Source organism: Rhodoferax potami (genome assembly GCF_032193765.1).
GTDB lineage: Bacteria > Pseudomonadota > Gammaproteobacteria > Burkholderiales > Burkholderiaceae_C > Allorhodoferax > Allorhodoferax potami.
This window is the reverse complement of the sequence record NZ_JAVBIJ010000001.1, coordinates 1,903,023-1,921,281: the sequence shown is the minus strand read 5'-3', so window position 1 is coordinate 1,921,281 and position 18,259 is coordinate 1,903,023. Positions and strand designations below refer to the sequence as shown.

General features: G+C 59.1%; 26 protein-coding genes. 18 read left to right on the top strand and 8 right to left on the bottom strand.

Annotated features, from left to right (window positions below):
* Nucleotides 1–46 precede the first annotated feature (46 nt).
* The 3 genes from RAE21_RS09210 to RAE21_RS09200 all read left to right on the top strand — a co-directional run bounded on the left by RAE21_RS09210 (nt 47) and on the right by RAE21_RS09200 (nt 2,261).
* The gene (locus tag RAE21_RS09210; protein WP_313881100.1) at nt 47–1,288 is read left to right on the top strand and encodes a hypothetical protein; all 1,242 of its coding nucleotides are present in this window, start codon (nt 47–49) and stop codon (nt 1,286–1,288) included.
* Nucleotides 1,289–1,297: 9 nt separating this feature from the next.
* Entirely contained in the window at nt 1,298–1,459 is a 162-nt protein-coding gene (locus RAE21_RS09205) for a hypothetical protein (protein WP_313881099.1), read from the top strand.
* Nucleotides 1,460–1,520: 61 nt separating this feature from the next.
* Nucleotides 1,521–2,261, top strand: a complete 741-nt coding sequence (locus tag RAE21_RS09200) for a hypothetical protein (RefSeq protein WP_313881098.1) — start codon at nt 1,521–1,523, stop codon at nt 2,259–2,261.
* Between the two features lie 119 nt (nt 2,262–2,380).
* Here the strand turns inward: RAE21_RS09200 and RAE21_RS09195 are convergent, their stop codons facing one another.
* From RAE21_RS09195 to RAE21_RS09185, 3 genes are read right to left on the bottom strand one after another with little or no spacing between them, the layout of a single operon-like run.
* Nucleotides 2,381–3,673 (bottom strand): type II toxin-antitoxin system HipA family toxin, encoded by a 1,293-nt coding sequence (locus RAE21_RS09195; protein ID WP_313881097.1) that lies wholly within the window; start codon nt 3,671–3,673, stop codon nt 2,381–2,383.
* Nucleotides 3,673–4,008, bottom strand: a complete 336-nt coding sequence (locus RAE21_RS09190) for a helix-turn-helix domain-containing protein (protein ID WP_313881096.1) — start codon at nt 4,006–4,008, stop codon at nt 3,673–3,675. Before RAE21_RS09190 ends, RAE21_RS09195 begins: the two co-directional genes overlap by 1 nt.
* A 53-nt stretch (nt 4,009–4,061) precedes the next feature.
* Nucleotides 4,062–4,283, bottom strand: a complete 222-nt coding sequence (locus RAE21_RS09185) for a hypothetical protein (protein ID WP_313881095.1) — start codon at nt 4,281–4,283, stop codon at nt 4,062–4,064.
* Between the two features lie 38 nt (nt 4,284–4,321).
* Here RAE21_RS09185 and RAE21_RS09180 point away from each other — a divergent pair, with 38 nt between their 5' ends.
* The 9 genes from RAE21_RS09180 (at nt 4,322) to RAE21_RS09140 (ending at nt 9,715) form a co-directional block, all read left to right on the top strand.
* Nucleotides 4,322–4,525: a helix-turn-helix transcriptional regulator gene (locus tag RAE21_RS09180; protein WP_313881094.1), complete on the top strand. Its 204-nt coding sequence runs from the start codon at nt 4,322–4,324 to the stop codon at nt 4,523–4,525.
* A gap of 10 nt (nt 4,526–4,535) precedes the next feature.
* The gene (locus RAE21_RS09175) at nt 4,536–5,021 is read left to right on the top strand and encodes a hypothetical protein (protein ID WP_313881093.1); all 486 of its coding nucleotides are present in this window, start codon (nt 4,536–4,538) and stop codon (nt 5,019–5,021) included.
* A 54-nt stretch (nt 5,022–5,075) separates the two neighbouring features.
* Nucleotides 5,076–5,759, top strand: coding sequence for a hypothetical protein (locus RAE21_RS09170; RefSeq protein WP_313881092.1), 684 nt, complete (start codon nt 5,076–5,078; stop codon nt 5,757–5,759).
* A 12-nt stretch (nt 5,760–5,771) separates the two neighbouring features.
* Nucleotides 5,772–6,200, top strand: coding sequence for a DUF6511 domain-containing protein (locus tag RAE21_RS09165; protein ID WP_313881091.1), 429 nt, complete (start codon nt 5,772–5,774; stop codon nt 6,198–6,200).
* A 79-nt stretch (nt 6,201–6,279) separates the two neighbouring features.
* Nucleotides 6,280–6,567 (top strand): hypothetical protein, encoded by a 288-nt coding sequence (locus RAE21_RS09160; RefSeq protein WP_313881090.1) that lies wholly within the window; start codon nt 6,280–6,282, stop codon nt 6,565–6,567.
* Nucleotides 6,560–8,878, top strand: coding sequence for a phage/plasmid primase, P4 family (locus RAE21_RS09155; protein WP_313881089.1), 2,319 nt, complete (start codon nt 6,560–6,562; stop codon nt 8,876–8,878). The genes RAE21_RS09160 and RAE21_RS09155 overlap by 8 nt, the downstream gene beginning before the upstream one ends.
* Nucleotides 8,879–8,890: 12 nt before the next feature.
* Nucleotides 8,891–9,091, top strand: a complete 201-nt coding sequence (locus RAE21_RS09150) for a hypothetical protein (RefSeq protein WP_298596264.1) — start codon at nt 8,891–8,893, stop codon at nt 9,089–9,091.
* The gene (locus RAE21_RS09145; protein ID WP_313881088.1) at nt 9,088–9,327 is read left to right on the top strand and encodes a hypothetical protein; all 240 of its coding nucleotides are present in this window, start codon (nt 9,088–9,090) and stop codon (nt 9,325–9,327) included. Before RAE21_RS09150 ends, RAE21_RS09145 begins: the two co-directional genes overlap by 4 nt.
* On the top strand, nt 9,320–9,715 hold the full coding sequence (locus tag RAE21_RS09140; protein ID WP_313881086.1) for a DUF6362 family protein: 396 nt from the start codon (nt 9,320–9,322) through the stop codon (nt 9,713–9,715). The genes RAE21_RS09145 and RAE21_RS09140 overlap by 8 nt, the downstream gene beginning before the upstream one ends.
* Before the next feature lie 271 nt (nt 9,716–9,986).
* Here RAE21_RS09140 and RAE21_RS09135 read toward each other — a convergent pair whose 3' ends face one another.
* Entirely contained in the window at nt 9,987–10,208 is a 222-nt protein-coding gene (locus RAE21_RS09135; protein WP_313881085.1) for a hypothetical protein, read from the bottom strand.
* A gap of 44 nt (nt 10,209–10,252) precedes the next feature.
* Here RAE21_RS09135 and RAE21_RS09130 point away from each other — a divergent pair, with 44 nt between their 5' ends.
* Nucleotides 10,253–11,533 carry a site-specific DNA-methyltransferase gene (locus RAE21_RS09130; protein ID WP_487392460.1) on the top strand — a complete coding sequence of 427 codons (1,281 nt, stop codon included), beginning with the start codon at nt 10,253–10,255 and terminating at the stop codon, nt 11,531–11,533.
* A gap of 2 nt (nt 11,534–11,535) precedes the next feature.
* Here the strand turns inward: RAE21_RS09130 and RAE21_RS09125 are convergent, their stop codons facing one another.
* The 4 genes from RAE21_RS09125 to RAE21_RS09110 form a co-directional block, all read right to left on the bottom strand.
* Nucleotides 11,536–11,742 (bottom strand): hypothetical protein, encoded by a 207-nt coding sequence (locus RAE21_RS09125; protein WP_313881083.1) that lies wholly within the window; start codon nt 11,740–11,742, stop codon nt 11,536–11,538.
* 100 nt (nt 11,743–11,842) lie between these two features.
* Nucleotides 11,843–12,202: a hypothetical protein gene (locus RAE21_RS09120; protein ID WP_283224930.1), complete on the bottom strand. Its 360-nt coding sequence runs from the start codon at nt 12,200–12,202 to the stop codon at nt 11,843–11,845.
* A gap of 7 nt (nt 12,203–12,209) precedes the next feature.
* Complete coding sequence (locus RAE21_RS09115; RefSeq protein ID WP_313881082.1) at nt 12,210–12,653, bottom strand: DUF3489 domain-containing protein; 444 nt, start codon at nt 12,651–12,653, stop codon at nt 12,210–12,212.
* Nucleotides 12,650–12,868 (bottom strand): DUF6900 domain-containing protein, encoded by a 219-nt coding sequence (locus tag RAE21_RS09110; protein ID WP_313881081.1) that lies wholly within the window; start codon nt 12,866–12,868, stop codon nt 12,650–12,652. The genes RAE21_RS09115 and RAE21_RS09110 overlap by 4 nt, the downstream gene beginning before the upstream one ends.
* A gap of 106 nt (nt 12,869–12,974) precedes the next feature.
* Between RAE21_RS09110 and RAE21_RS09105 the strand changes: the two genes are divergently transcribed.
* The 5 genes from RAE21_RS09105 to sppA all read left to right on the top strand — a co-directional run bounded on the left by RAE21_RS09105 (nt 12,975) and on the right by sppA (nt 18,138).
* Nucleotides 12,975–13,355: an HNH endonuclease gene (locus RAE21_RS09105; RefSeq protein ID WP_487392458.1), complete on the top strand. Its 381-nt coding sequence runs from the start codon at nt 12,975–12,977 to the stop codon at nt 13,353–13,355.
* 154 nt (nt 13,356–13,509) lie between these two features.
* Complete coding sequence (locus tag RAE21_RS09100) at nt 13,510–13,971, top strand: phage terminase small subunit P27 family (protein WP_313881079.1); 462 nt, start codon at nt 13,510–13,512, stop codon at nt 13,969–13,971.
* 5 nt (nt 13,972–13,976) lie between these two features.
* A complete protein-coding gene (locus RAE21_RS09095) occupies nt 13,977–15,683 on the top strand; it encodes a terminase large subunit (RefSeq protein ID WP_313881078.1) in 1,707 nt (568 codons plus the stop codon).
* A 32-nt stretch (nt 15,684–15,715) separates the two neighbouring features.
* Nucleotides 15,716–17,203 carry a phage portal protein gene (locus RAE21_RS09090; RefSeq protein WP_313881077.1) on the top strand — a complete coding sequence of 496 codons (1,488 nt, stop codon included), beginning with the start codon at nt 15,716–15,718 and terminating at the stop codon, nt 17,201–17,203.
* Complete coding sequence (sppA, locus tag RAE21_RS09085) at nt 17,200–18,138, top strand: signal peptide peptidase SppA (RefSeq protein WP_313881076.1); 939 nt, start codon at nt 17,200–17,202, stop codon at nt 18,136–18,138. The genes RAE21_RS09090 and sppA overlap by 4 nt, the downstream gene beginning before the upstream one ends.
* The last annotated feature ends 121 nt before the right edge of the window (nt 18,139–18,259 follow it).

The following is an 18,259-nucleotide window of genomic DNA, read 5'->3' as shown; positions in this document are numbered from 1 at the left end:
TTGAGACGCCTCATTGCCGAAACAAACAACAACAAAGGAGACCCAAATGAGTCGAGCTCAGACCTACGCCGACATCCTGCTGAACTTGCCTGTCGACGACACCCTCAAAACATTCATGGAGCGCCATGCCTTGCCACTGCCCGAGGGCTGGTCATGGAACGACTCCGTTCAAACGTCCAAAGGCCTGATTGGCTTGATCCAGTCCCACCCTGTGGCTGCCATGCGTGACCGCATCGTGGCGGGTTTGCACGCCAGCACGCTGCTGGCTCACCCTTTGGGCAAGCAGGCCATGTTCCAGGCGGCGCATGATCGACCCTCCGAGTTGATGGGCCTGATTGGCTGCAAGAGTGACCTGCAGCGGGCGTTCTGGCTGTATGTTCACCACCCCGCGCTGTTTGAGGCGGCGGCCGAAATCGAATACCTAGACCACCATGGGCAGCAGGCCCAACAGCATGACCTTGGCATCAAGAGAGCCATACAACGAGACGAGGCCTCGATAGCTGCGTTCAGCGATGCCATCAAGGGGTTCTACCAGCGCGAGCTAGGCTGCGGTGAGGTGTGTGTGGTCAATGTGCTCGAACGTGCCCGGGGCACACAGCTCATCTCAATTCACGCCAAGGATCTGGCGACGGCCAAGCTCGAATTCGAGGGCAGCCAACTGCAGCGGCGCGTGGGCAGTCCCAATATCCACATGGTGCTGGAATATGCCCAGGCAACCGGTGTGGCACGCACCATCATCCGAGGTGGGGCCAAGTACCACGCCATGCTCTGTGAGGCCTTTGCCAGGCATTTGCTGGGTGTGGACGCGGATGCACAGCGCATTCAGACGCCTCGCCTGAACCTTACCTCCCTGCGCCTGGGCATGAACATCCCGGAAGCGATCGAGGACGGCTTCGTGGGCCTGCAGGTCAAAAGCGTGACCGTGGTCAGTGGCTGTGGACGGCTCAAGCTTGAATGCACCGCCAGTGCATCCAGCGATCAGCGCTGCGTGACCGATTTGCTGGCCAGCTATTTCAACTCGGAGAATCCACTCACTCGTGGTTGGATGATCCAGGCAGCGGTGCTCAATTTCTACCTCGCACCCATGCAGGGCAAAAGCCGCTGTCCGGTGGTCAGTGTTGAGGTTACGAGCAAGGGGCGGCTGAACCTGCACAAGTTCGATGAAAAACTTCGGACCCAGCTGGAAGGCTATCTGGTGCAGCTGGGCATCCTGCAAGGCCAGCAGGTCCTCTTGCCTGATCCAGAAAGTGCAGGGCAAGGGGTGCTCGCTGGTGGTTTGTTTGAGTGAGGGCTGTGAATGGAGATCACGCAGAACCAGCAAGCCATCAATCTGGCAGCCCTGTTGTTTGTGAGGGGCGGCTTTTCGCTCGAAAGCGGCCTGCACGACGGAGAAATTTCAGCTCTGCATGTACTCAAGCAGGTTAAGGCGGTGATTGCGGGCCAGGTCAACGCCAGCTGATGCCATGTGCGCTTTCTGTGGCTTGTACCGAGGTCCTATATTCCGAAGTGATGACGGCCTCATGGTGCAGTGCCCTGACTGCGGTCCGTTTCGGTTGGATCCGGCCAGTCAGCGCAGTTGGCAGCTGGACGACGAATGGCTGATCCGCAAGTTGCGCGGCGCACTGGGCATTGCGTCGCAGGTCTCAATCACCTGTATCGTCGATGGTGTGTGGGACATCGGCCGCTACAGGAAGCGACCGGTGGTGGTGGCACGGCGGATTGATCTGGTGGAGCGCCATGGGCTGCAGATATTTCACGGACACGAGCCTCGTACCCAAAGCTGGGTGATCACGCCCAGGCCTTTGGGGCGGATGCCGCAGGATCCGCTGGCGGGGGTGGCCACCTGGTGGCATCTCGAGGATCGATTTGCCTTGCATGGTATGGCGCTGCGTCTGCTCGACGATGTGCATGAAGATGCTGGCGATGTTTTGAGAGACGCCATCCCTGTGGCCATTAATGGGCCGTTCAGCGACGATTTCCAGTGGGTGTATCTGGATGACTGGCCGCATGGCCCCATCCGCTTGACCGAAGCTCAGGCGAGGTTGTTTGCTGCGCTCTGGAAGCATCGAAACCAAGCCCAACCAGCTGAATTCCTCATGAGGGCAGCTGGTCTATCCAGCGAAAAGCCAATGGATGTCTTCAAGATCAAGGCCGCAAATCGCGGGGATCCGTTGTACCTAGGGCCGCTCCAAGCTTATGAGCAACTGGTTAGCCGACAGCGCCGGTTGGGTTTGTACCAGCTGGCCTGGGATCAGAAGTAATTCCTGCGAGGTGCTCATCTAACAGGAAATCTGACTTCTAACATCGGCAATGTTGTATCAAGCCATGACCGCGCTATTTTCCGGTTCATGCGCGCCGCGACAGGTTGCGGAACGGCTGCTTATTGGATGTCGCTTTTGAATGCAGGCTTGAAGTCATTGAGTTCGTGCGCCTGCAGTCCAACCTCTGCTGAGGTCGCCACATCTCTCCATTGCTTGACTGCTGCGGCCACCTCTTCAAGGGTGGATTGCGCTTGGGGCTGAGACAACTCGAAGCGGGCGGCTTGACCCAACAGTTGCTGGATCGAGGTGATCGGTCCACTGTCTTCACTGAGCCAGGTTTTAGATTCCGACTCCTTGTCGGGAAAAGGGTTCAAATCAAAAGCAGGTGCCAGTCGCCACTGGTTGTTTCCGCTGTACAAGAACCCGATGTTCTGCAAGTGATCATCCACGTTCGTGATCATGTGATTGAACACCAACCGTCGCCACAACTGCCTAGCGTCATCCATGAAGTTCTCGCATTTGGAGCGCATCACATCGATGATTTCCGTGTACGAATGCTCGTCGTCGCGGTTGGCTTGTAGCAGCGTGGCGCCTGAGATGTAGGGGATGCGATTTTGTTCGGATGTGCGGTCAAAGCGGCGAATCATGGCAACCGGCTGGTCCTGAACCATCACGATCCGTGCTTGCGCACTGTCGATGCCTGCCAGCTGGGCCAGTCGCAGTGCCAACACCTCGCCACGCGTGATAGAGCGCTCATCGTTCACGCTTGGAAACTTGCCAAGCGACAAAGCACCATCTGAATCCAGGATGGTGCATTTGGGGCGCATGCCGCCCAGGGATGTTCCTTTGCCCTGAAGGTAGGCCAGGTCTTCGGCCGTTTCTTTGCTCACTTCCACTGCGCGGGATGCGAGGAGGATTTTTTCCAGCTCCAAAAATGCAGGCGTTGACCGCGCACCATCGGCCACGCTGCGCAGGTAGTGCCCGCTCTCATCTCGCAGCCGCAGTGCGCCCACTCGGCTGAAATCATCCACGCAAGCGAGGTAGTCTGCTTCGGTCAGTGGCCCAAGCGACGCATCTTTGGCACGGGCCTTGGCATGTGCGCGTGCGATCACTCGCCGTCCCCATGCATCCGGCTCGGTATCGGCCAAGGCCAAGAAGAAACAGGTGTCGTTCTTGGTCGGAGGCTTGCGCAGTTGGTAGCCGCTTTGGCGGTTGAGGTCGGGAGAGACATCGAAGAACTGGGCATCTGCCAGCCAATCTTCGCTGTAGGCGAATTGAGAAAACTCCCGCTGGCCGTCCTTGACGAAGATGAGCCGTCCCAGAGGCTTCTCCGCTTTGCCCAGAAAGACATCCATCTGGGTGCGGGTGGGGGCTGGCCTGGCGGCGGGTTTGACAGCAGGTTTTGTGGCCATCAAAACGCTCCGGACTCTGGTGATTTGCGGGACTTGCGCACGCGTTGGGGCAATTTTTCATCCATCAGGGTCAGGCCGATGGTGTCTTGAGGCGTGTCGAGCAACTGATTGAGCTTGTCCAACTCCCCGAACACCTGCAAGGCCCTGGCGAGATGAACCATGGCGGTGCCCGGGTGGCCCGCTTCCATCCGTCGCACGGTGTGAGCAGATGCACCAATCCGCTGCGCAAGATCTTCTTGTGTCAGGTGTCTGCGCCGACGCGCAAGCGAAATTGCCTGACCGAGTCGGGTCAGGCTGCGTGCAACTGGCAGTGGTGGCGGGGATAGGGATTTCATTTAAAGCGCATTTTATGGCGTTCTAAAAATTTTAGCAACGCATATATGAGTGCTTATTTTCCCATGGCTATGAAATTTACTCTGCTATTGGCAGGTGCTCGATCCAACGCGTCCAGCTCATCGAGCACCAGGTCGGGATTAAGGAACTGGAGATATCGCCAAAGTTCCTTGATCAGTTCCTTATCAGTTCCCCATTGATTTTCTGAAATAGCAGCGTTGTCCCTCAACTCTCTGAAAGGAGTGACCCATGCTGCTAGCAACACCAGCACGTTCAACGCTTAACCCTTTGAGCGCCATGGCCCCAGAGCCACATATGCCCCCACGGCAAGTCCTGAGCGAGGCCGATCTGGCCTCGCGTTGGGGTATGAGCCCCAAGACCCTTCAACGCTGGCGAATGGAGGGGCGCGGACCTCACTACTTGAAGCTCGGCAAGCGGGTGAACTACCCACTCAATGCCGTGATCGCCTTTGAGAACTGCGTCCAGCACGTCTCCACCTCGCAACGTTCCACCACCTGAGGAGTCCTCCATGAACCACCTTCAATTGCAACAGGCGGCGTTGCCCGACCTCTCCGAGAACCAGATCAGCCGTCTGCCCAAAGACCAGCTGGCTCACTTCAGCAACGCGGTGCAGCAGCTCCATGACTGGACGTTGCAGATGCGCGGCCGAATCAATCGGGGCATGGAAATCCGCTACGCCGACCAGGTCCGTCATGCCACAACGCTTGGTCAGGAAGAAGCTGCCAGATTCCGCATCGACGACGGTGACCTGCAGATCGATGTCTCGCAGCCTAAAGAAATCGTCTGGGACCAGAAGCACCTGTCTGAAATCGCAGAACGAATGGTCGTTGCCGGTGACCGCGTACAGGACTTCATGCAGGTCCAGTTCTCGGTGGCCGAGCAGGACTACGCCCGCTGGCATCCACTGTTGCGTGCGGCATTTCAGCCCGCCCGCAAGGAACTCATCACCGAGCCCACCTTCCAGATCCGCTGGGTAGGCGATGTTCAGCTCTGAGCGCCCAAAGCCTTCATCTTCACTCAAACACCACCAATCAAAGGAGATTTCTCAATGAACCTCGACAACTACTACCAGGCCGCTTGGTCTGATTTCAATGACGCCGATGCCCAGCAAGGCGAGTTCAACCTGATCCCCAAAGGTACCCAGGCCCTGGTGCGAATGACCATAAAACCCGGCGGCTATGACGACGCCAGCAAGGGCTGGACAGGCGGCTATGCCACGGCGTCGGACGAAACAGGCGCAGTGTTTTTGTCCTGCGAGTTCGTGTTGCTCACAGGCCCGTTTGCCAAACGCAAGATCTGGAGCAATGTCGGTCTGCATTCCAACAAGGGGCCGACTTGGGCGCAGATGGGGCGCAGTTTCATCAAGGCGGTACTCAACAGCTCGCGCAATATCCACCCGGATGACAACTCACCTGAAGCACAGCGTGCTCGTCAAATTCGCAGCTTCGGTGACCTGGATGGCGCCGAGTTCGCAGCCCGGATCGGCATTGAGAAGGATGGCCAGGGCGAGTACCGCAACATCATCCGTCTGGTGATGGAGCCTGACCACAAAGAGTACGCAGAACTGATGCAGGCCAAGCTGCAACGCGATGGTGGCATAGGTGGGGGCCACGGCTCCGGTGGTGCTCCTGCAACTGCGGTTCCCGCAGCAGCGGCGCCAGCCCCCCAGTCGGGGACCAGCTACACCCCGCGCCCCAGTAATGCGCAGGGTCGACCTGCATGGGCGCAGTGATGGCGAGGTTGCATGAAATGCTGGGTGTGTTTTCGTCAAGCCAAAGGCTTCGGTCATGTGGATCTGCGCTTCAAGGTGGGGCACCCCAAGCGGTATCCCATCGACTGGATCTTCTGCTCGCTGCGCTGCCAGGCCTGTTTCCACCGGCTGTACGCGGTTGGTGTGCGCTACCTCGAGCGCGAGGGACAGCTGCCAACGGGAGCAGACGTGATTGATCCATCCGACGCAGAACTGACCGCCATGCAGCAGTGTCTCAAGCCGCTGGGCGAGGCGGCCAGCGAGATCGGTATGGACCGAGCGCTGTCGAGCTACACCCAGCAAGAGGCCCTTGCATTGATCAATGCCGTGGTCACGACTTATGTCGAGGCCATGGTGCAGGAACACGAACGCAGCAAGTATCCGCCCGTTCGCATGCAACTGGATGCGCCGCCAATGAACTGAGTTCGGCGGAGCGTTTTCTTAATCTTCAAAAACCAACCGATGCGGGCGGCGAAAGCCGCCTGCAGGGAGGACTGTTTTCATGAACAACACCAATCCAACGATTTCTTCAACGCCGCAGCCAGTTCAATCGGTCGGCGATTTCACAGATGAGCCATTCGTGACGGCCGAGCAGGCCTCGACAGCACTGAATCTTCCCCTGTACTACTTCATCGATGCTCGCAAACGAGCTGAGATGGGGATCCCGTTCTACCTGATCAGTCGCATGGTGCGCTATCGCATCCGCGAACTGCACAAGTGGCAAGTTGGGTACGCAGCAAGACAAGCCGGGCATACGAGCACAACCCAGAAGGGAGGTGCACATGCTTGACTTCAATGATGCCCCCGGTGGTCACGCCCGCAAGGTGGCAGGGGACGGTGCTGACGCTGCCCGAGAGAAGGATGAAATCCGCGCAGCCTTGAATGACCAGCTGCCCTTGCTGGCTCTGGATATCTGGCCCTCAGGAAAGCGCCGCCAGAACAAATACCTGGTGGGCGATGTGATGGGAGGGCCGGGCGACAGCCTGGAGCTTTTGCTCTCTGGTCCTAAGGTGGGGCTGTGGACCGACCGCGCCACGGGTGAGGGCGGAGACATCCTCGACCTCATCGCCCGCTACTACAACCTCGATGTGCAGGCCCAGTTTCCCCAGGTGCTCGAACGGGCTAAAGGCTGGCTCGGACGCGTCTCGGCTATGCCCGCCAGCGCGGTGGCCGCGAGCAAAGCCAAAGCCCCTGCCGTGGATGAGCTGGGGCCTGCAACAGCCAAGTGGGATTACCAGGATGCCAGCGGAAAACTCATCGCCGTGGTGTACCGCTACGACCCAGAGCCGGGCCGCAAGGAGTTCAGGCCATGGGATGTGCGCCGCCGCAAGATGGCTCCACCTGAGCCGCGTCCGCTGTACAACCAGCCCGGCATGCTCAAGGCTGAGCAGGTCGTGATGGTGGAGGGCGAAAAGTGCGCTCAAGCATTGATTGATCTGGGTGTGTGCGCCACCACGGCCATGCACGGCGCCAACGCACCGGTTGAGAAAACTGACTGGTCCCCCCTGTCTGGCAAGCACGTCCTGATCTGGCCAGATCGTGACAAACCTGGCTGGCAATATGCCGACCATGCGTCGCAGGCCATCATGCAGGCTGGTGCCAAGTCCTGCGTCATCTTGCAGCCCCCAGCAGAAAAGCCCGAGGGCTGGGATGTGGCCGATGCGGTGCAAGACGGCTTTGACATAGCTGGCTTTCTTGCCGTGGGCGAGCGCGTGCCGGTCGTGCATCAGATTGACGCGCACACGCCCATGCAGCTGGTCGATGGGATCGACTACACGAACGAGGATGGCCTGGCCATGGCCTTTTCTCACCAGTTCGCCGAGGAATGGCGCTACTGCGCACCATGGAGCAAATGGCTTGTGTGGAACGGCGTGCGCTGGAACATCGACAAGGCCTTGTATGTCATGCACCTATGTCGCCTGATTTGCCGGGCAGCTTCAGTGCATGCCGATGGCACCAAGCTCAAAGGTCGCTTGGCCAGCTCTGGAACCATCTCGGCGATCGAGCGCATTGTGCGCTCCGAGCCGCGCCACAGCGCCTCGGTCGATGAGTGGGACTCAAGCGTTTGGCTTCTCAACACGCCTGGTGGCATCGTGGATCTTCGCACTGGTGCGCGTGGTCCGCATGACCGCGAGCGCCGGATGACCAAGGTGACCACGGCCACCCCTCAAGGGGATTGCCCGGTTTGGCGAAATTTCCTGGTCAACGTCACAGGGGGTGATGACGAGTTGCAGGACTATCTGCAGCGAGTGGTGGGTTACTGCCTGACAGGCGACATCAGCACCCACGCACTGTTTTTCTTGTACGGCACTGGTGCAAACGGCAAGTCGGTCTTCGTGAACGTGATCTCCACGGTGCTGGGCGACTATGCCGCCAACGCTCCTATGGACACCTTCATGGAGTCGCGCTCGGACCGGCACCCCACCGATCTGGCAGGTCTGCGTGGTGCACGCTTTGTATCGGCAACTGAGACAGAGCAAGGCAGGCGCTGGAACGAATCCAAGATCAAGGCGATCACGGGTGGGGACGACATCACGGCGCGCCTGATGCACCAAGATTTCTTCACCTACAGACCGCAGTTCAAGCTCTTGATTGCCGGTAACCACAAGCCTGCGATCCGAAACATCGATGAGGCCATGCGCCGCCGCATGCACCTGATCCCTTTCACGATCACGGTCCCTCCAGAAAAGCGCGATCCGCTCCTGACCGAAAAGCTGCTGGCTGAGCGCGACGGAATCATGGCCTGGGCCGTCCAGGGCTGCCTGCTTTGGCAAAGCCAAGGTCTGAGCCAGCCCAAGTCTGTGGTGAGCGCGACCGAGGAGTACTTCGAGGCTGAGGACGCTATGGGGCGGTGGATGACTGAGCGCTGCAATCTGGGCGTCAATCACAAGGCATTGACGGCCACGCTCTTCAACGACTGGAAGCAGTGGGCCGAACTCAGTGGTGAGTACATAGGCACGCAGCGCCGGTTCTCAGACGCCTTGTTGGCCAGACGCTTTGACAAGTGGCGCAACTCCATGGGTGTGCGTGGCTATCAGGGGATCGACCTCAAACAGCCCACCTCTTTGCCTGCCCGGTCCTATCCGTACAACGATGATTGAGAGGAAATTTCAATGAAAAAGATTTCAGATATTGGCTCTTTGACGCAACTGACGAGTCATTACATTGGTTCTTTACGCGGGCGCGTAGACGCGCATAAAGAGAAGGAGTGTTTTGTACCGTCAAAAGCGTCAGACCCATTGTCAAAACCGGACAAGTCCGTTTTTGACTTCCCAGCGGCGCATCGGAATATTTCGTTTGGAGGGCAGGTATGAAGATCCCTCCAGCACGTTATCCATCGCCCCTTGGGCGCATGCAGGCCACTCCCATGGACGTCGAGGCGGCCAAGCGCCAGGGGTGGCGCGAGCAGCACATCCTGGTCGTCTCGGAAGAAGACGAGCGGCTTGACTTCCTGGAGCGCCAGCTCATCCGTTCCATTGGCGAGCGACTATATGGCGATCGGCTTTCTGGCCAGCAGCCTGTGCAGACCAGAGGAGGTGGCCATGGTTGAAGCCTGGACAGTCGAGACGGTGGCAGACCGATTTGTCGATGCGGCCAGAACGGCCAGGCGCCTGCCACGCGTGATGGTGCAGGGCTACGCCAGCACCTGGCCCATCGTGATCCTGCCAAGTGATGCCTACCCGGATCCGCACAAGGTGTACCGATTGCCGCCCCCGTCCCCTCAGGATGTGGAACGCATGCTCGAAGTGATGCGCTGGGTGCAGATGCTCGAGCTCGATGAGCGGCACCTGGTGTGGATGCGGGCCAAGCGCTTTGACTGGGTGGAGATCAGCAAGCGCTTTGCCTGTGACCGTACGACGGCGTGGAGACGCTGGAAGCGGGACATGCAGGTGGTGGCTGATCTGCTCAACAGGCAGGCAGCGCAACCCAAGCAGTGAGGATTCGAACCAGAGAGGAAATTAGCGTGTTTTGGCGTGCATGCGCGGCGCAATTCAATCTGAAAAGTGAATGCGCGGTTTTTGAGGCCAAAACACGCTGCAACATTTCGGCGATTTGCAGCTACATTTTCATCTACGGTGGACAAACGAGTGCAGAGACAGTGATGACAGTCACACACAGTCGATGACACCCCCGAAACTTCCCCGAAACAGTCGAGGAATAGTCAAAGACAGTCGATGACATCGACGTCTACTGACTGTTGTCCGACTCCTATCGATGAACTTCGATTTCTCCTGCTGCCTCGTACTCCGCCAGCTTTTCCAGTGGCAGGTACACAGTCGGTTTTCCCTCGCGGAGAATTTCCAGACGGCTATGAATTTCTGATCCCACTTCGTAGGTCCCAGCAATCAGCGGCGTAAAGCCTGCTCCGGATGCTGTGGCCTCAGTCGGGCTTTTGCGGGCCAGAACCCCGCGAACTACTTTGATTTGCACTGCAGAACATTCTCGTTTTGCGGTCGATTTTACCGGTCACCCCTATGAATCATCCTGAGATCCGAATGGTCCCAGTGGACGCGCTCGTCCCCTACGCACGCAATGCCCGAACCCACAGCGATGCCCAAGTGGCACAGATCGCGGCCTCGATCACCGAGTTCGGCTGGACCAACCCGATCCTCACGGACGGTGCCAAGGGCCTGATTGCTGGCCATGGTCGCTTGATGGCTGCGCGCAAGCTCGGCCTCAAGGAGGTGCCGGTCATTGAGCTGGGGCACCTGACGCCCGAGCAGAAGAAAGCCTACATCCTGGCCGACAACCGGTTGGCCGAGAACGCTGGCTGGGATGACGAGCTCTTGAAACTCGAGTTGGCCGAGCTCAAAGCGGCCGACTTCGATCTGGATCTGATGGGTTTCACCGACAAGGAGCTCGAAGAGCTGCTCAACGGTGACGAATCAGGCGGTGGTTTGACTGAAGATGATGCAATCCCAGAAGCACCAGTAGATCCTGTTTCCAGACCTGGGGACTTGTGGATTCTCGGCAACCACCGCCTCCTTTGTGGCGACTCAACGGTCCTCTCGGATGTGGAGCGCCTCATGGGCGGTCAACTGGCCGACATGGCCTTCACCGATCCACCCTACAACGTGGACTACGGCAACAGCGCCAAGGACAAGATGCGCGGCAAAGACCGGCGCATCATGAACGACGATTTGGGTGAGGGGTTCTTCCAGTTCCTCTACGACGCCTGCCTGAACCTGCTCCTGGTCACCAAAGGCGCCTGCTACGTGTGCATGAGCTCCTCGGAGCTACACACCCTGCAAAAGGCCTGGATCAAAGCGGGCGGTAAATGGTCCACCTTCATCATCTGGTCCAAGAACACCTTCACGCTCGGACGCGCGGATTACCAGCGCCAGTACGAGCCGATCCTTTACGGATGGAAGCAGGGATCGGACCATTTCTGGTGCGGCGACCGGGACCAGTCGGATATCTGGAACTACAACAAACCCCGAGTCAATGACCTGCACCCGACCATGAAGCCGGTCGAGCTGGTCGAGCGAGCCATCAAGAATTCCTCGAAGAGCCGGGACATTGTTCTGGACCTGTTTGGAGGTTCCGGCACCACCCTGATCGCCAGTGAGAAGACTGGGCGTCAGGCTCGACTCATTGAGCTCGATCCCAAGTTTGTGGATGTGATCATCAAGCGCTGGGAGGAATATACCGGTCAGCAGGCCATGCGCGAGGACGATGGTGTGAAATTCGGTGAGCTGGCCATCAGTGCAGCTATTGCACAGGGGCAGGATGCCCCTGCGGTGGCTAGTGCCTGATCTCAGTTGCCCGAGAAATTCGGGTACAGGTCGCCACTCGTTATGTCGGCGTTGTAGGTGAGCTTGTCATACTCGCCGCGCTCGTCGGCCAGGTACACGCCACCGACCGATTGAATGGCCACCCCGTATTTGCGGGTGAGGGCGGTCAGTTCGGCGATGAAGCGGTCGTAGTTGTTTTCGACTTGCGTTGTGGTGTTGATGGCTGCCATTTGGTTCTCCTTGTTGCGATGACTGTATGAACGCTCTACCTGCGTGAAAAGTAAAGCGATTCATCCAATCTTTTCTGATCAGTTGCTTATTTGTGACTGATCAGCCCAGACGCGCGAGGTAGCGAACGCTGTCTCCTCCGGATGGATCGATGAACAAGTAGGGGCGACCAGGTGCGTGCACCATCACGCACAACCGGCCATCCCAGTAATCGCCTCCCTTGCCCTTGAGCCAGTCGCGAGACTTGCCCAGGTTCAACTTGAAGCCATCAAATTCTTCGGGGTCCATCTCCCGGATCTCGGTCACGTAGACCGCCTCGACGCCGCAAGCGGCAATGTCGGAGATGTCTGTAGGCTTGCGGCCAAAGGGCAGCGGGATGCTGAGCTTTTGAACCTGCAACTCGCGGCCATCGAAGTTGATGGTCGTGGGCTTGGATTCGATGGTGATGGTGATGGGGTTCATGAGGTCCTCAAACGGTTGTGGTGGTGATGCGGTAAACGCGGTCTGTGCCGGTCTGCTTCTCTGAGGTGATCTCCAGCCCCAGCTTCTTTTTGAGCGCGCCTGCCATCGCGCCGCGCACCGTGTGGACCTGCCATCCTGTGGCCTCGGTCATCTGAGGCAACGTGGCGCCCTCGGCGCGCTTGAGCAACTCGATCAGCACGGCCTGCTTGGTGCCTTCACGTGTTGTGTATGGTGGCTGCGTGGTGAAGCCGATCTCTTGCAACCCTGTGGCTGTGGCCACGTACACCTCGGGCTCTGACGCGCTGGCCTCAATCAACTGTGCGTTGCGCATGGCCGTGAGCACCTTGATGCGTGCGCCACCCTTTAGGGTGTCGGGGAAGTTGGTCAGTTTCTTTTGTGGATGCTTGGCAGCGGCTTCGAGCAGCGCGCGTTGTGTGTCCGCGATTTTCATTGTTTGCCTTTCGATGTTGTTGATTTGTTTTGTGTTGCTGCAGTGGCGGCAGCGTGGCCTGCGGCGTAAGCAGCCTCCAGTGCGCTCTTGACAGCCCAGACTGAGACGTCGTGGAAGTCCAGTCGGTCGCTGTGTTGTGTCTCCAGCGTTTCGATAAAGAAATGCTTCAGAGCGATCTGCTCAAAGAGCTTGTTGAGGTCCTTGTTTTGTTTCATCGGTTGACTCCTTTCGTTGATCCAATGTGATGCATTGACGCTCTGAATCAAGATGAAGCCAAGTCAATTTTTCGAGCTGTCGCTTATTCCTTGAAAGCCGATTGAGATGCCGCGAAGTGCGCCTACTCCATGCAGATATCCGGGTTGTGCGCAGGTGCTTAACGTGCCCGGCTACTGCACCAATCACCAGCCCCAAGTGCACCGTGAGTACGGGCGTGCACGGCGTGGGTTCGACACCGAGCTGGGCTTCTATCAATCGGCCAGGTGGCGCAACACACGTGCAGCGGTGCTTCGGGATAACCCGCTTTGCTGCAGGTGCCAGGCCAAGGGCTTGTTGCAACCAGCCAAGGTGGTCGATCACATCGTTCCGGTGAAGCTTGGCGGTGAGCGCTTTGAACGAGTGAACCTTCAGAGCCTGTGCGTGCCCTGTCACAACGCCAAGACCGCCTCAGAGACGGCATCCCTGCGCAACCAGGCCCCGTCCTGAGGGGGTAGGGGGTCTGAATCTCTACAGACTGGCGCCCAAGATGCGTGGGCTTGCGCGAATTTTTGTGCGTGCAAATTGAACAAGGGGGGGTATCTCCCAAACCTGCGCAGCAAAGGCCGTGCATCAGATGAACATCAAACCAAGCGGGTGATTTATGGGCGGACGCAAGCCACTGCCGACTCAAGTCAAGCAGATCAAGGGGACCTTGCAGCCATGCCGGACCAATTACCACGAGCCCGTCCCAGAGGGCTTGCTGGTCGAGCCCCCGGACTACATGCCTGAGGGTGCCAAGGCTGCCTGGCGCTACGCGCTTGAATGTGCGCCGCCCACCCTGATTCGCAAGCTGGACATGTCCGTGCTGGAAATCTGGGCCTGCGCGGCAGACCTGTACCGACAGGCCCAGGCGGGTATCGGCAAAACGGGGCTCTTGGTGAAGGCGCCCCACAGCGGTGTGCCCATGCAGTCGCCGTACCTGGCCATTGCCAACAAGCAGGCACAGATCATGACCAAGGCTGCGATCGAGATGGGGTTCACGCCTGCATCGCGTTCGCGCATCTCCATTCCAAACGAGCGACCGGGCAAAGAGCTCGATCTCTGGGAGGACATTGTTGGGTAGAACCGATGAGCACATACGCTGCGAGCGCCAAACAATATGCACAGCGCGTCGTATCGGGAGAGATCCTGACCTGTGAGTGGGTTCAGAAGGCCTGCAAGCGTCAACTTGATGACCTGATCCGCTTCAAACGCAAGAGCAGCATCTACCAGTTCAACCCGGAGCTGCTTGACCGGTACGGCAGGCCTTACAGACCAGCCGACAACTTGTGCGCTTTCATTGAGCGCCTGCCTCACGTCAAAGGGCCACTGGCCAGTCAGATGATCGTTCTGGAGCCCTGGCAGGTGTTCATCCTGTCCACGGTATTCGGATGGGTCAAATCGGACGGCAAGCGCCGTTTCAGGCGGTCCTACATCGAGGTGCCACGGGGCAATGCCAAGTCCACGCTGTCATCGGCGGTGGGTCTGTACATGCTCGCGGCCGACCGAGAGGGCGGCGCTGAGGTTTACTCGCTGGCCACCACCCGCGATCAGGCTCGCATCGTCTTTGGCGATGCCCAGACCATGGCGCGCCTGAGTCCGGGATTTAGGAACCGGTTCGCGGTGAACGTCGGTGCGCACAACATGCATGTCTTGCAAACCGGCTCCAAATTCGAAGCGCTCTCAGCTGAGGGCTCGACGCTGGACGGCCTGAACATCCACTTCGGTTGTATTGACGAGCTGCACGCCCACAAGACCCGAACGGTCTATGACGTTGTGGAAACCGGCACCGGCAAGAGGGACAACTCCCTGCTGTGGGTGATCACCACGGCTGGCAGCAACCGCTCAGGGATTTGTTACGAGGTCAGGAGCTTTGTCACCAAGCTGCTCAACCGAGTGTTCGAAGACGACTCTCAGTTCGGGATCATTTACGGCCTCGATGAAGGGGACGACTGGACGATCAAGGACTCCCTTATCAAGGCCAACCCCAACTGGGGCATCTCGGTGCGCGAGGAGATCCTGGTGCCCCTGCAGGCAAAAGCCATGCAGTTGCCCAGCGCGGTCAACAACTTCAAGACCAAGCACCTCAATGAATGGGTGAGCGCGGACAAGGCCTGGATGGACATGCGGGCCTGGGACGCGGGCACCAACCCCGATCTGGAGTTGGACCAGTTTCTCGGGCAACCCTGTTGGGTGGGCCTGGATCTGGCCAGCAAGACGGACATTGCGGCACTGGTCATGGTGTTCCGGCACCCTGACACACCAGACGCATATGCGGTGTTTGGCAAGTACTACCTGCCCGAGGACACGGTCCAGGCTGCGGGCAACAGCCAGTACGAGGGCTGGTCCCATACCGGACGCCTGTCTGTGACGCCGGGCAACGTGATCGACTTCAGCTGGATCGAGGCCGATCTGCTGGACATCGCGTCCCGGTTTTCGGTGGAGGCCGTGGCTTTCGATCCGTTTCAGGCCACACAGCTGTCCACCCGGATGCTCTCCGAGGGCCTGCCCATGATCGAAGTGCGTCCCACGGTGCTGAATTTCAGCGAACCGATGAAGACGCTTGAAGCCCTGGTCCTGCAAAAGAAGCTCGTCCATGACGGCGACCCGGTATTGGCCTGGATGGCCAGCAACGTGGTGGCCCACACGGACGTCAAAGACAACATTTACCCGCGCAAGGAGCGAGCAGAAAACAAGATCGACGGCATCGTGGCACTGATCATGGCCCTTTCACGGGCGATAAAACCGGGGGACTCGGTGGTGCTGGGATCCGACTACGAGCTGATGCTGCTCTAACGAGACGGCAGGCGCGTTTTCTGACACTACCGATGGGAATCTTCAACCTCTTTGACCGATTCAAAGCTTCCACAAGTGATCGCTCCCCATGGGGCGATTTCTTTTTTGAGCCTGTATCGGTGCGCAGTGTCTCGGGCATGCGCGTCTCGGCCGATTCGGCCATGCGCCTGGCAGCCGTCTATGCCTGCGTGCGCATCCTGTCTGAGACCATGGCCTCGCTGCCACTGGTGGTCTACCGCGCTCGAGCAGATGGCGGCAAGGACAGGGTGACGGACCACTGGCTCTACCGGTTGCTGGGCAAGAAGCCCAATCGGTACCAGAACCCGTTCGAGTGGCGCGAGATGCTGCAGGGGCACCTGGCCCTGCGTGGCAATGCCTTCTGCCAAATCCTGGCCAACGGCCGGGGCGAGATCACCGAGCTGATTCCCATCCATCCGGACCGGGTGCGAATGGAACTGCTCACTGAAGGTGACTACCGATATCGGATTCAGAACCAAGCAGGCCATGAGCTGGTCCTGCCCCGGGGCGAGGCCTGGCACCTGCGGGGCTTGTCCTCGGACGGTCTGTTGGGCCTGAGTCCCATCGAGCTTTCCCGCGAGAGCCTGGGCATGGCATTGGCCGCGCAGGACTATGGCGCCCGGTTCTTCAACAACGATGCCAAACCCACAGGGGGCTGGATCGAGTTCCCGGGCAACTTCAAGGATGCCGAGGCCAAGCGAGTGTTCAGGGAGTCCTACCAGGCCGCCCAATCCGGAGCGAACCGGGGCAAGGTGCTGGTGCTGGAAAACGGCATGAAGTTCCATGAGGTGGGTGTCACGAACAAGGATGCCCAGTTTCTGGAGCTGCGCAAGTTCCAAATAACAGATATTGCCCGATTGTTCCGTGTGCCACCGCACATGATTGCCGATTTAGATCGGGCGACATTCTCGAACATCGAGCAGCAGAGCCTGGAGTTCGTCATGCACACCATGACACCTTGGGCCGAACGCTGGGAGGCTTCGATCGAAGCGGACCTGATGCTGGACGGTGATGAGCTCGAAATCGAATTCGACTTCGCCAACCTGATGCGCGGTGACGCGGCCAGTCGCTCGGCCTACTACCAAAGCGGCATCCAAAACGGCTGGCTCACCCGCAACGAGGCCCGCATCGCCGAGAACCTCAACCCGATCAAAGGGCTCGATCAACCGCTCAGGCCGCTGAACATGGTTGAAGAAGAGGACGCCGAGGAGCAGGAGCCGCAAGATGAAGGGGAAGACCCGGCAGACGCAGCCGACGCAGACATGCAGGTCGAGCCAGATCAAGAGATGAGCCAGCGGTTGCGCAAGCTCATTGAAGCCAACGCCCAGCGCCTGGCCCGGCGCATCAGCAAGAAGGGTCGCCTGGACGCTCAGGAAATCGCCCTGATCGCCCAAGCCCTGGGCTTGCAAGAGCCCGAGGTGCGCGCCTGGGCGCTATCTCAACCCTCTACCGATGAACCAGTGCTGCTCAAGGCGCTGATCCAACTTGGAAACTCCAAATGAACAAACACCTTCTTGTCTCTGAATTCCTGACCACGCCGTGGGCGCTCATGCCCGAGCGTCTGCAGGCCTTGACTGCCGTACTCACTCGCTGGTCCTCGGATGAACCGCCAAGCGAAGAGGCCCTGTTTCAGATCAATGCGGACCGGGTCTTGCGTGACACGCGCAAACAGTTCGCCTCAGATCGCGCGGCCTCCAGTGCTGGTTTGGGCATCGTGGTCTTGCCCCTGTATGGGGTGGTCACGCAGCGCGGCAACATGGTCGATGACATCTCGGGGCCGGGCAGCACGAGCACCCAGAAATTCACAAGCGCATTGCGCCAAGTCCTGGCGGATGACACTGTGGGCCAGATCCTGATCGACATCGACAGCCCCGGCGGTAGCGTCTACGGCGTGGCCGAGCTGGCCACCGAGATCGTCAAGGCCCGTGCCCAAAAGCCCGTGGTGGCCGTGGCCAACAGCCTGGCCGCCTCGGCCGCCTATTGGATCGGTTGCTCGGCCGGTGAGTTCTATGTCACCCCGGGTGGCGAGGTGGGCTCAATCGGTGTCTGGCAGGCCCACTTTGATTACTCGAAGGCGCTGGAAGAGGAGGGGGTCAAACCCACCCTGATTTCGGCAGGCAAGTTCAAGGTCGAGGGCAACCCGTATGTGCCGCTGGATCCTGAGGCGCAGGCCTTCATGCAGTCCCGCGTGGACGACTACTACAACGCCTTCATCAAAGCCGTGGCCAAGGGCCGAGGCGTCTCTGTCGCCGATGTGCGTGACGGCATGGGCGAGGGGCGGGTGCTGGGTGCCGATGCGGCGCTTGCTGCCAAGATGGTGGACGGCATTGCCACCTTCGACGATGTCCTGGCCAAGATGCAAAAGACCGCCGTCTCTCAAAAGCCACCGGGCGCTTCCCGGCTTGGCCAGGCACGTGCAGCTCTTGCACTGATCTGATTCTTTTTCCCAAATTCAGCAGTCCTCCGTTGAGGGCTGCCGATCACCTGCGACCCGTTGGTCGCGCCTCAAACCGCCGCCCTGTGCTTGCTGCCTGGGCGGTTTTTTCATTTCTGGAGCA

What these genes read in the sequence shown, in the direction of transcription:
- RAE21_RS09210 (WP_313881100.1), top strand. Translation starts at nt 47, where the DNA reads ATGAGTCGAGCTCAGACCTACGCCGACATCCTGCTGAACTTGCCTGTC.
- RAE21_RS09205 (WP_313881099.1), top strand. Translation starts at nt 1,298, where the DNA reads ATGGAGATCACGCAGAACCAGCAAGCCATCAATCTGGCAGCCCTGTTG.
- RAE21_RS09200 (WP_313881098.1), top strand. Translation starts at nt 1,521, where the DNA reads ATGGTGCAGTGCCCTGACTGCGGTCCGTTTCGGTTGGATCCGGCCAGT.
- RAE21_RS09195 (WP_313881097.1), bottom strand. Translation starts at nt 3,673, where the DNA reads ATGGCCACAAAACCTGCTGTCAAACCCGCCGCCAGGCCAGCCCCCACC.
- RAE21_RS09190 (WP_313881096.1), bottom strand. Translation starts at nt 4,008, where the DNA reads ATGAAATCCCTATCCCCGCCACCACTGCCAGTTGCACGCAGCCTGACC.
- RAE21_RS09180 (WP_313881094.1), top strand. Translation starts at nt 4,322, where the DNA reads ATGCCCCCACGGCAAGTCCTGAGCGAGGCCGATCTGGCCTCGCGTTGG.
- RAE21_RS09175 (WP_313881093.1), top strand. Translation starts at nt 4,536, where the DNA reads ATGAACCACCTTCAATTGCAACAGGCGGCGTTGCCCGACCTCTCCGAG.
- RAE21_RS09170 (WP_313881092.1), top strand. Translation starts at nt 5,076, where the DNA reads ATGAACCTCGACAACTACTACCAGGCCGCTTGGTCTGATTTCAATGAC.
- RAE21_RS09165 (WP_313881091.1), top strand. Translation starts at nt 5,772, where the DNA reads ATGAAATGCTGGGTGTGTTTTCGTCAAGCCAAAGGCTTCGGTCATGTG.
- RAE21_RS09160 (WP_313881090.1), top strand. Translation starts at nt 6,280, where the DNA reads ATGAACAACACCAATCCAACGATTTCTTCAACGCCGCAGCCAGTTCAA.
- RAE21_RS09155 (WP_313881089.1), top strand. Translation starts at nt 6,560, where the DNA reads ATGCTTGACTTCAATGATGCCCCCGGTGGTCACGCCCGCAAGGTGGCA.
- RAE21_RS09150 (WP_298596264.1), top strand. Translation starts at nt 8,891, where the DNA reads ATGAAAAAGATTTCAGATATTGGCTCTTTGACGCAACTGACGAGTCAT.
- RAE21_RS09145 (WP_313881088.1), top strand. Translation starts at nt 9,088, where the DNA reads ATGAAGATCCCTCCAGCACGTTATCCATCGCCCCTTGGGCGCATGCAG.
- RAE21_RS09140 (WP_313881086.1), top strand. Translation starts at nt 9,320, where the DNA reads ATGGTTGAAGCCTGGACAGTCGAGACGGTGGCAGACCGATTTGTCGAT.
- RAE21_RS09130 (WP_487392460.1), top strand. Translation starts at nt 10,253, where the DNA reads ATGAATCATCCTGAGATCCGAATGGTCCCAGTGGACGCGCTCGTCCCC.
- RAE21_RS09125 (WP_313881083.1), bottom strand. Translation starts at nt 11,742, where the DNA reads ATGGCAGCCATCAACACCACAACGCAAGTCGAAAACAACTACGACCGC.
- RAE21_RS09120 (WP_283224930.1), bottom strand. Translation starts at nt 12,202, where the DNA reads ATGAACCCCATCACCATCACCATCGAATCCAAGCCCACGACCATCAAC.
- RAE21_RS09115 (WP_313881082.1), bottom strand. Translation starts at nt 12,653, where the DNA reads ATGAAAATCGCGGACACACAACGCGCGCTGCTCGAAGCCGCTGCCAAG.
- RAE21_RS09110 (WP_313881081.1), bottom strand. Translation starts at nt 12,868, where the DNA reads ATGAAACAAAACAAGGACCTCAACAAGCTCTTTGAGCAGATCGCTCTG.
- RAE21_RS09105 (WP_487392458.1), top strand. Translation starts at nt 12,975, where the DNA reads ATGCCGCGAAGTGCGCCTACTCCATGCAGATATCCGGGTTGTGCGCAG.
- RAE21_RS09100 (WP_313881079.1), top strand. Translation starts at nt 13,510, where the DNA reads ATGGGCGGACGCAAGCCACTGCCGACTCAAGTCAAGCAGATCAAGGGG.
- RAE21_RS09095 (WP_313881078.1), top strand. Translation starts at nt 13,977, where the DNA reads ATGAGCACATACGCTGCGAGCGCCAAACAATATGCACAGCGCGTCGTA.
- RAE21_RS09090 (WP_313881077.1), top strand. Translation starts at nt 15,716, where the DNA reads ATGGGAATCTTCAACCTCTTTGACCGATTCAAAGCTTCCACAAGTGAT.
- sppA (WP_313881076.1), top strand. Translation starts at nt 17,200, where the DNA reads ATGAACAAACACCTTCTTGTCTCTGAATTCCTGACCACGCCGTGGGCG.